The sequence below is a fragment of the Mesorhizobium sp. P3_A9 genome (genome assembly GCF_056402975.1).
This window is the reverse complement of record NZ_JBFUGJ010000277.1, coordinates 1-8,095: the sequence shown is the minus strand read 5'-3', so window position 1 is coordinate 8,095 and position 8,095 is coordinate 1. Positions and strand designations below refer to the sequence as shown.

9 protein-coding genes are annotated in these 8,095 nt (G+C 64.0%); 4 read left to right on the top strand and 5 right to left on the bottom strand.

Annotated features, from left to right (window positions below; translation table 11 throughout):
* On the top strand, positions 1-789 hold a 789-nt coding region (cysK, locus tag AC1DX0_RS26895; protein ID WP_477357453.1), incomplete at its 5' end, for a cysteine synthase A.
* 232 nt (positions 790-1,021) lie between these two features.
* A complete protein-coding gene (locus AC1DX0_RS26890) occupies positions 1,022-1,648 on the top strand; it encodes a glutathione S-transferase family protein (RefSeq protein ID WP_477219026.1) in 627 nt (208 codons plus the stop codon).
* Between the two features lie 3 nt (positions 1,649-1,651).
* On the opposite strand, the gene AC1DX0_RS26885 is transcribed toward AC1DX0_RS26890, so the two are convergent.
* From AC1DX0_RS26885 to AC1DX0_RS26865, 5 genes are all read right to left on the bottom strand, one after another.
* A complete protein-coding gene (locus tag AC1DX0_RS26885) occupies positions 1,652-2,896 on the bottom strand; it encodes an RNA polymerase sigma factor (RefSeq protein ID WP_477357451.1) in 1,245 nt (414 codons plus the stop codon).
* Between the two features lie 7 nt (positions 2,897-2,903).
* The gene (locus AC1DX0_RS26880) at positions 2,904-3,272 is read right to left on the bottom strand and encodes a YciI family protein (protein ID WP_477219028.1); all 369 of its coding nucleotides are present in this window, start codon (positions 3,270-3,272) and stop codon (positions 2,904-2,906) included.
* Positions 3,273-3,428: 156 nt separating this feature from the next.
* Positions 3,429-3,881: a thiol-disulfide oxidoreductase DCC family protein gene (locus tag AC1DX0_RS26875; protein WP_477219117.1), complete on the bottom strand. Its 453-nt coding sequence runs from the start codon at positions 3,879-3,881 to the stop codon at positions 3,429-3,431.
* 203 nt (positions 3,882-4,084) lie between these two features.
* Complete coding sequence (locus AC1DX0_RS26870) at positions 4,085-4,225, bottom strand: hypothetical protein (RefSeq protein WP_013892047.1); 141 nt, start codon at positions 4,223-4,225, stop codon at positions 4,085-4,087.
* Between the two features lie 189 nt (positions 4,226-4,414).
* Positions 4,415-4,606, bottom strand: coding sequence for a hypothetical protein (locus AC1DX0_RS26865; RefSeq protein WP_477219029.1), 192 nt, complete (start codon positions 4,604-4,606; stop codon positions 4,415-4,417).
* Between AC1DX0_RS26865 and ku the strand changes: the two genes are divergently transcribed.
* Complete coding sequence (gene ku / locus AC1DX0_RS26860; RefSeq protein ID WP_477219030.1) at positions 4,605-5,474, top strand: non-homologous end joining protein Ku; 870 nt, start codon at positions 4,605-4,607, stop codon at positions 5,472-5,474. The two genes, AC1DX0_RS26865 and ku, sit on opposite strands and share 2 nt — an antisense overlap.
* A 12-nt stretch (positions 5,475-5,486) precedes the next feature.
* On the top strand, positions 5,487-7,979 hold the full coding sequence (gene ligD / locus AC1DX0_RS26855; protein WP_477357449.1) for a DNA ligase D: 2,493 nt from the start codon (positions 5,487-5,489) through the stop codon (positions 7,977-7,979).
* Positions 7,980-8,095: the final 116 nt, after the last annotated feature.

The following is an 8,095-nucleotide window of genomic DNA, read 5'->3' as shown; positions in this document are numbered from 1 at the left end:
GCGATGATCGAGGCGCTGGAGGCGGCCGGCAAGATTTCGCCCGGCAAGACGACGCTGATCGAACCGACCTCGGGCAACACCGGCATCGCGCTTGCCTTCGCCGCSGCCGCCAAGGGCTACAAGCTGATCCTGACCATGCCSGAGACSATGTCGGTCGAGCGCMGMAAAATGCTGGCGCTGCTCGGCGCCGARCTGGTGCTGACCGARGGYCCGAAAGGCATGAAGGGCGCCATCGCCAAGGCCGACGAGCTGGCCGCGACGATCCCCAACGCCATCATCCCGCAGCAGTTCGAAAATCCCGCCAATCCGGAAATCCACCGCACGACGACCGCCGAGGAAATCTGGAACGACACGCAGGGCGAGGTCGACATCTTCGTTGCCGGCATTGGCACCGGCGGTACCATCACCGGCGTCGGCCAGGTGCTGAAGAAGCGTAAGCCCTCGGTGCAAATCGTCGCCGTCGAACCCGAGGCCTCGCCGGTGCTGTCGGGCGGCCAGCCCGGCCCGCACAAGATCCAGGGCATCGGCGCCGGCTTCGCGCCAAAGATCCTCGACACCACGATCTATGACGAGATCGTCAAGGTTTCGAACGAGGATTCCGTTGCCAATGCGCGTCTCGTCGCCCGCCTCGAAGGCGTGCCGGTCGGCATTTCGTCGGGTGCTGCCCTGCAGGCGGCGATCGTCGTCGGCTCGCGGCCGGAGAACAAGGGCAAGACCCTGGTGGTGATCATCCCATCCTTTGCCGAGCGCTATCTGTCGACGATCCTGTTCGAAGGTTTGGGGGCGTAGAGCAGTTCACCGTTTCACGGAAACGGCGACCCGCTCTAACTCTTTGTTCTGACGCAATTCCGGACGGAAAACCGTTCACACTTTTCCTGGAATTGCTTTAGGCCACCGCCTTTTCTACGGATCGGCTGGCCCGCAGAAAATCCTTCTGTGGCGCCTGCCTCCGGCTTGAGCGGAACCCCGCTTCCGGTTCATATCGCCCCGGCCCGTTTTCCACGGGCCGGGGGAGGATTTCATGTACAAGCTTTATACCCGTCCCGGCAGCCGCGGGTTCGTCGTCGAGGCAGCGCTGGCATTGGCGAATGCGCCGTTCGAGCAGATCGACGTGCCGAAATCCGACCGGCCCGATCCGGCCTTCCTCGACATCAGCCCGCTGAACCAGGTGCCGGTGCTGACCTTGCCGGACGGCAGCTCGATGACCGAATCGGCGGCGATCTGCATCCTGCTCGCCGAACGCCATCCCGATGCCGGCCTAGCGCCGGCGATCGATGCGCCGGCCCGCGCCGAGTTCCTGCGCTGGATGGCGTTCATGTCGTCGGTGCTCTATCCGGCGGTGCTGCGGCTCTACTACGCCTATCGCTACACGGCCGACGCCGACGGCACGAAAGCCGTCAAGCAGGCGGCCGTCGCCGAAATGGACCGTGGTTTCACCGTTCTCGATGCCGCTCTGCAAGGCCGTGACTGGCTGGTCGGCGAGACCATGTCGCTGGCCGACATCTATCTGGTGATGCTCATTGCGTGGCATCCAGACATCGAAACCGCGCGGGCGGCGTGGCCGAATATCGAACGGCTATGGGCCAAGTTGCGCGGCCACCCGCTGATGAAGACGCTCAACATTTCGCACGAGATGTGGCCGGGCTGAAGGTCAGTTTCGCAGAGCGGCGCGTTTGCCTTGCAGGAACCGGCGCACCGCCGGATCGCGCTCGAGGCCGATCGCGCGATCATAGGCTTCGGTTGCCTGCGGCGCCTGACCAAGCCTGGCCAGGAGGCCGGCCCGCGCCGCCCAGTAGGGCTGATACTCATTGAGCCGCTTGTCATCGCCCAGCACGTAAAGCGCTGCCAGTCCTGCCATGGCGCCCTCCGTCTCGGCAAGCGCCACGGCGCGGTTGATCGCCACCACCGGCGATCCGACGATCGAAAACAGCGCGTCGTAGAGCGCGCGGATAGCCGGCCAGTCGGTGCGGCCGGTCAGCCGCCGCGCCGCATGCGCCGACTGGACGGCCGCCTCGAGCTGGTAGCGGCCGACGACGCCGCTCGCCGCGGCATGGGACAGCAGCGCCTCCGCCTCATCGATGAGAGCGCGGTCCCATAGATCGCAATCCTGTTGCGCCAACGGCACGAAGTCGCCTTCGGCACTGCGCCGGGCGCCGCGGCGCGCCTCGGCAAACAGCATCAGCGCGAGCAGGCCAAGCGCTTCCGGTTCTTCCGGCATCAGCGTCGCCACCAGGCGGCCTAGCCAGATGCCTTCGGTAGCGAGGTTGCGGCGCCGTGTCTCGGTGCCGGCAGGATCGGACCAGCCTTCGGCGAACGCGGCGTAGATCGCCTCCAGCACGGCATCAAGCCGTTCGCCGAGTTYGGCGCGCTCCGGCACACGGAACGGAATCCCGGTTTCGCGGATGCGGGTCTTGGCGCGCACCAGGCGCTGGCCCATCGTTGCCGGCGAGACCAGGAAGGCGGAAGCGATTGTCGCGGCATCGAAGCCAAGCACGGTCTGCAGGATCAGCGGAGCCCGCACGCCCGCTTCGATCGCCGGATGCGCGCAGGCAAACATCAGCCGCAGCCGCTCGTCGGGCAGGTCCTCCTCGGTCATACGCGCGTCCATCTCTTCGGCGATCAGCTGGAGATGATCGCGGGCCGCCTCTCGGGTGAGCCGCCGCCGCACCGCATCGACGCGGCGGCGCCGCGCCACCGCCAACAGCCAGGCTTCCGGTTTTTCCGGTACGCCTGACTTCGGCCAGCGTTCGAGCGCCGCGGCAAAGGCGTCGGCCAGCGCGTCCTCGGCGGCCGCCACGTCGCGCGTGCGCGCGGCGAGCCAGGCAACCAGCTTGCCATAGCTCTGCCGGGCGGCGGCCTCGGCGGCCGCCCGGGCGATCTCCGGGCGACTGTCCATTATGCCGTCATTTCTTGGGCATGTAGTCGGCCATTTCCCAGATCGGCCGCAACTCGACCGTGCCGGTGCTGGCCGCCGGGCAGCGTGCCGCCCATTCGATGGCGGTGTCGATATCGGCCGCCTCGATCATATAGAAGCCGGCAAGCTGCTCCTTGGTGTCGGCATAGGGGCCGTCAATCACGTTGGTTTTGCCGTCGGTGATCCGCACCGAGGTGGTCGCCTGGCTCGGGCGCAGCCGTTCGCCGGCGAGCCATGCGCCGGATTTCTTCAACGCTTCGGTGTAAGCGGCATAGGCCGCGCTCATCTGCTGGGCCTTCTCGATCGGCGTGTTCGCCAGTGCGGCTTCGTCGCCGTTGATCAAAATCATGTATCGCATGGGTCTTCTCCCGTGGTTTCGAAGGCCGCGTCCTTGCGGGGCCAGACGGATGTCGCGCGGCGGCGACCGATTTCGACAGGGCGCAAGAAAAATCTTTCGGCCTTGATCGGGCACGGCGCAAGCCTTCGCACCTCGAAACGGCGTCGCGGAGAGCCTTCAGCCAATCAAGCGCCCGCGCAGCTCGGTCGACGGGACGTCGCAACTGTCCTTCCTGCCGAACAGGGCATAGCGATTTTTGGCGATGCGATTGTACAGCCAGTCGCGCAGCGGGCGCGGCAGCAGCAACAACGCCTTGGCGACCCGCCATGGCCAGCCGAGTTCCGACATCACGGCAACAAAACTGTCGAGCTGTGTGAAGGCGACGCCATCGATCAGGGCGAGATTGGTTTCGTAAGAGTCCGTGCGCAGCCCATGCTTGTGAAACAGCGCCTCGCCGAAAGGCGATTGCGCGGTGGCGAAGCGGAAGCGGTTTTTGCGGTCGAGCCTGACCACCATGCGCACGAAGCCGGAGCAGAGCACGCAGACGCCGTCGAAGACGATCAGCGGATGGCTGGCATCGAAAGATGGTTCAGCGGGAGGACTGGACTCTGACTGATTTGATGGGGGCAGACTTGACTGGGACAGGTCGGTCACGCGGGCCTCGGCTGCTCGTGTCCTGGGACACTAGGCCAGCCGGAGGCGGGATCAAAGACGTGGCGATGTCGCACGACGCCTGTCGCTCAGAGCCGGGCGCTCGGAACGATAGGTGGTGGCACGGGTATTGGCACCCGGCCTGCAGATACGGCTGTTGTGGCGGCTCTCGAAGGTCATGATCAATGCGCGCCCAGCGACGTGCCGCGACGGGCGCAAGCCGGACCGGGGCCGCGCATGTAATAGCGCTCGGGCCGATAGGTCGGCGCGACGAATTCGCGGATGGCGGCGGCATAGCCGATGAGGTGCGTAAGGAAGTTCATTTACCCTGTCCCTGTCCCGATTTTCGGATGTCCCTTCCGATTGACGGACATCATAGCGTCGAGGCGTGAATAGTCGGTGAACACGATGTTAATATCTGGTCGAAAACCCGTCGCTTCGTGGCCGGAATGCGGCTGATTCGGGGTCTTTCAGTGCTCTTTGTCGCCATTCCGCCCAGTGTGACTTTTGCATCACATATGTTTCGTTTGAATGTCGCCTGCGCGCGGTTCTGTTTCAATTTTTGCCGTGCCCGTGAAATTTCCGTTCTGGGCGCCATAATGGCTCAGGCGCGCCGTGGCATGTCTGATGTCATGCGCCGGCGGAACTGGAGCGGGCCCCTGGCCGTTCTCATCTTCATCTGATTGCTGAAGGGAAATTGCCATGGCGCCGCGCCCAGCCTGGAAGGGTTATCTGAAGCTGTCGCTGGTCACCTGCGCGGTCGAGTTGACCAATGTCGTCACCCATACCGAAAAGGTCTCGTTCCGGGTGCTGAACCGCAAGACCGGCAACACGGTAAAGCGCATCTATGTCGATGCCGAGACCGGCAAGCCGCTCGGCGATGGCGACGAGATCAAAGGCTATGAACTCGCCGACGGCGATTTCGTCCATATCGATGAAGACGAGATCGCGGCGGTGCAGATCGAGTCGTCGCACACGATGGCGCTCGACGGCTTCGTCGACAAAGCCTCGATCCAGCAGATCTATCTCGACACGCCGTATTATGTCGCGCCGGCCGACAAGGTGTCGGAAGAGGCGTTTGCCGTCATCCGCGACGCTATGGCGGGCAAGAAGATGGCTGGGCTGGCCCGCATCGTGCTCTACAGCCGAGAACGCCCCGTGGTCATCGAGCCGCTTGGCAAGGGCATGGTGCTGACGACGCTGCGCTACGACAATACGGTGCGCCAGCCGGACAGCGTGTTCGGCGAGATCAAGGCGGTGAAGACCGATCAGGAGATGACCGACCTGGCCGAACTCATCATCGACAAGAAGAAGGCCACTTTCGATCCGTCGAAATTCGACGACAAATATGAGGACGCGCTGCTCGAACTGATCCGCGCCAAGAAGGCGGGGCACAAGGCGCCGAAGACCAAGGCCGCGCCCAAACCCTCCAACGTCGTCAAYCTGTTCGACGCGCTGAAGAAGAGCCTGTCGTCGGATTCGGGCTCGCCAAACTCATCGTCCGCGAAAGCCAAACCGGCGGCCAAACGCGCCAAGGCGAAAGCCGCCGCGCCCAAGCGCAAATCGGCCTGAGGACACCAAGCCATGGCAAGCCTCAAGCCGTATCACGCCAAACGCGATTTCAAGAAGACATCGGAGCCGGCCGGCAAGGTTGTTCGCGGCGCGAAAGCCGGCGGCATCTTCGTCATCCAGAAACATGCCGCGACGAGACTGCACTACGATTTTCGCCTCGAGCACGACGGCGTGCTGTGGAGCTGGGCGGTGACGCGCGGCCCRAGCCTCGAYCCGCACGARAAGCGGCTCGCSGTGCATGTCGAGGACCACCCGATCGACTATGCCTCCTTCGAGGGCACGATCCCCAAGGGCGAATATGGCGGCGGCTCGGTCATCGTCTGGGACGAGGGCACATGGGTGCCCGAGATCGACCCGGCCAAGGCGATGAAGAAGGGCCATATCAGCTTCGAGCTCAAGGGCCACAAGCTGCATGGGCTGTGGCATCTGGTGCGGCTGAAGCCACGGGCGGGCGAGAAGCGCGACAACTGGCTGCTGATCAAGTCGGACGATGCCGCCGCAAGGCCCGGCGAGGACATCCTGAAGGAAGCGCCGGAATCGGTGAAGTCGGGCCTGACGATCGAAGAGGTCGGCGAGGGCAAGGCCGCCAAGGGTGAGAAGCCAAAAGTCTGGCATTCCAACAAGCCGGCCGCCGGCAAGGCGAAGGCCGGAAAGCGCCTCGACTTCATCGAACCGCAACTGGCGACGCTGGAGCGGGATGCACCCGGCGGCAAGGACTGGCTGCATGAGGTGAAATTCGACGGCTATCGCATGCAGGCGCAGATTGCCGGCACCGATGTGCGGTTGCTGACCCGCACCGGCCTCGACTGGACGGAGAAGTTCGGCAGCGAAATCACTGCGGAACTGGCAGCGCTGAAATGCAGCGACGCCATACTCGACGGCGAGGTCGTCGTGCTCGCCGACAGCGGCGTTTCTTCCTTCTCGCTGCTGCAGCAGGATTTGTCGGCGAAGCGGACAAATCGCTTCATCTACTACGTGTTCGACTTGATGCGGCTCGACAGCAAGGATTTACGCGCAGAGCCACTGGTCGAGCGCAAGCAGGCCTTGCAAGAGCTGCTCGGCAAGCAGTCGGACAATCCGGCGGTGCGTTTCTCCGACCACTTTTCCGAGCCCGGCAAGATCATGCTGGAGCATGCCTGCCGTATGGGCTTGGAAGGCGTCGTCTCCAAACGCGCCGATGCGCCCTATCGCAGCGGGCGTGGTCCGACCTGGGTGAAGTCGAAATGCACGGCGCGGCAGGAATTCGTCATTGGCGGCTACCTCCCGTCGGACAAGACCGGGCGCGGGCTGCGCTCGCTGCTCGTCGGCTATTATGAGGCTGGCAAACTGCACTATGCCGGCCGTGTCGGCACCGGTTTCTCGGCCAAGGGCGCGACTGAGCTCAAGAAAAAGCTCGATGCGCTGAAGGCGAAGGACTCGCCGTTCGACAAGGCCGTGCCCAAGGGCAAGGGGCTGGTCTGGGTCAAGCCGGAGCTTGTCGGCGAAGTGGAGTTTCGCAGCTGGACCTCGGACCGTATAATACGCCATGCCTCGTTCCAGGGGCTGCGCGAGGACAAGCCGGCGGAGGATGTGGTGCAGGAAAAGCCCAAGGCATCGACAGCCAAGACCAAGCCGGCGTCAAGCGGTACCGGCACATCCGCCGGGGTGATGACCACCACGGTCAAACTCTCCCACCCTGACAAGCTGCTGTGGCCCGAGGAAAAGATCTCCAAGCAGGRYCTGCTCGARCAYTACGCGCAAGTTTGGCCACGCATGGAGCAATTCGTCGTCAACCGGCCACTCAGCCTGGTGCGGGCGCCGGACGGCGTCGGCGGCCCACGCTTCTTCCAGAAACACGCTTCGGCCGGCATGAGCGACAAGATCGCCCGGATGAAAGACCCCGGGGATGGCGAGGAGATCCTGTTCATAAGGGATTTCGATGGCGTGGCAGCGCTCGTCCAGTACGGCGTGGTCGAAATCCATATCTGGGGCTGCGCGATCGACAAGCTTGAACAGCCGGACCAGATTATCTTCGATCTCGACCCCGATGAAGGTGTCGACGTCAAAGCGGTGCGCGAGGCGGCGCTCGATATCAGGGGCAAGCTCGACGAGCTGTCGCTGCCGAACTTCGTCAAGACATCGGGCGGCAAGGGCTATCATGTGCTGGTGCCGCTGAAGCCATCGGCGGACTGGGAGGCGGTAAAGACCTTCTCCCACGATTTCGCCAAGGCGCTCGAACAAGGTGCCCCGGACCGCTACACGGCGACGCTGTCTAAGAAGGCGCGCACCGGCAAAATCTTCGTCGACTATCTGCGCAATGGCAGGGGATCGACAACGGTCGCGCCCTACTCCTCGCGGGCCAAGAARGGCGCGACGGTATCAATGCCGGTGACCTGGGCCGAGATCGAGGCTGGGCTGGCGCCGAATGCGTTCCCGATCGGCAACAAGACGACGCTGGCGAAGTTGAAGGAAGCCGATCCGTGGGCGAGGTTTTTCGAGCAGGGGAAGGTGTTGAAGCGGGGGTAGTTTTCAGCGCCGAGGGACAGCACCCCCCTCTGGCCTGCCGGCCATCTCCCCCGCAAGGGGGGAGATCAGCTGTTTCGGCGAGCCGCTTCTCCCGCAACGTCGTAGATTGGCGAAAG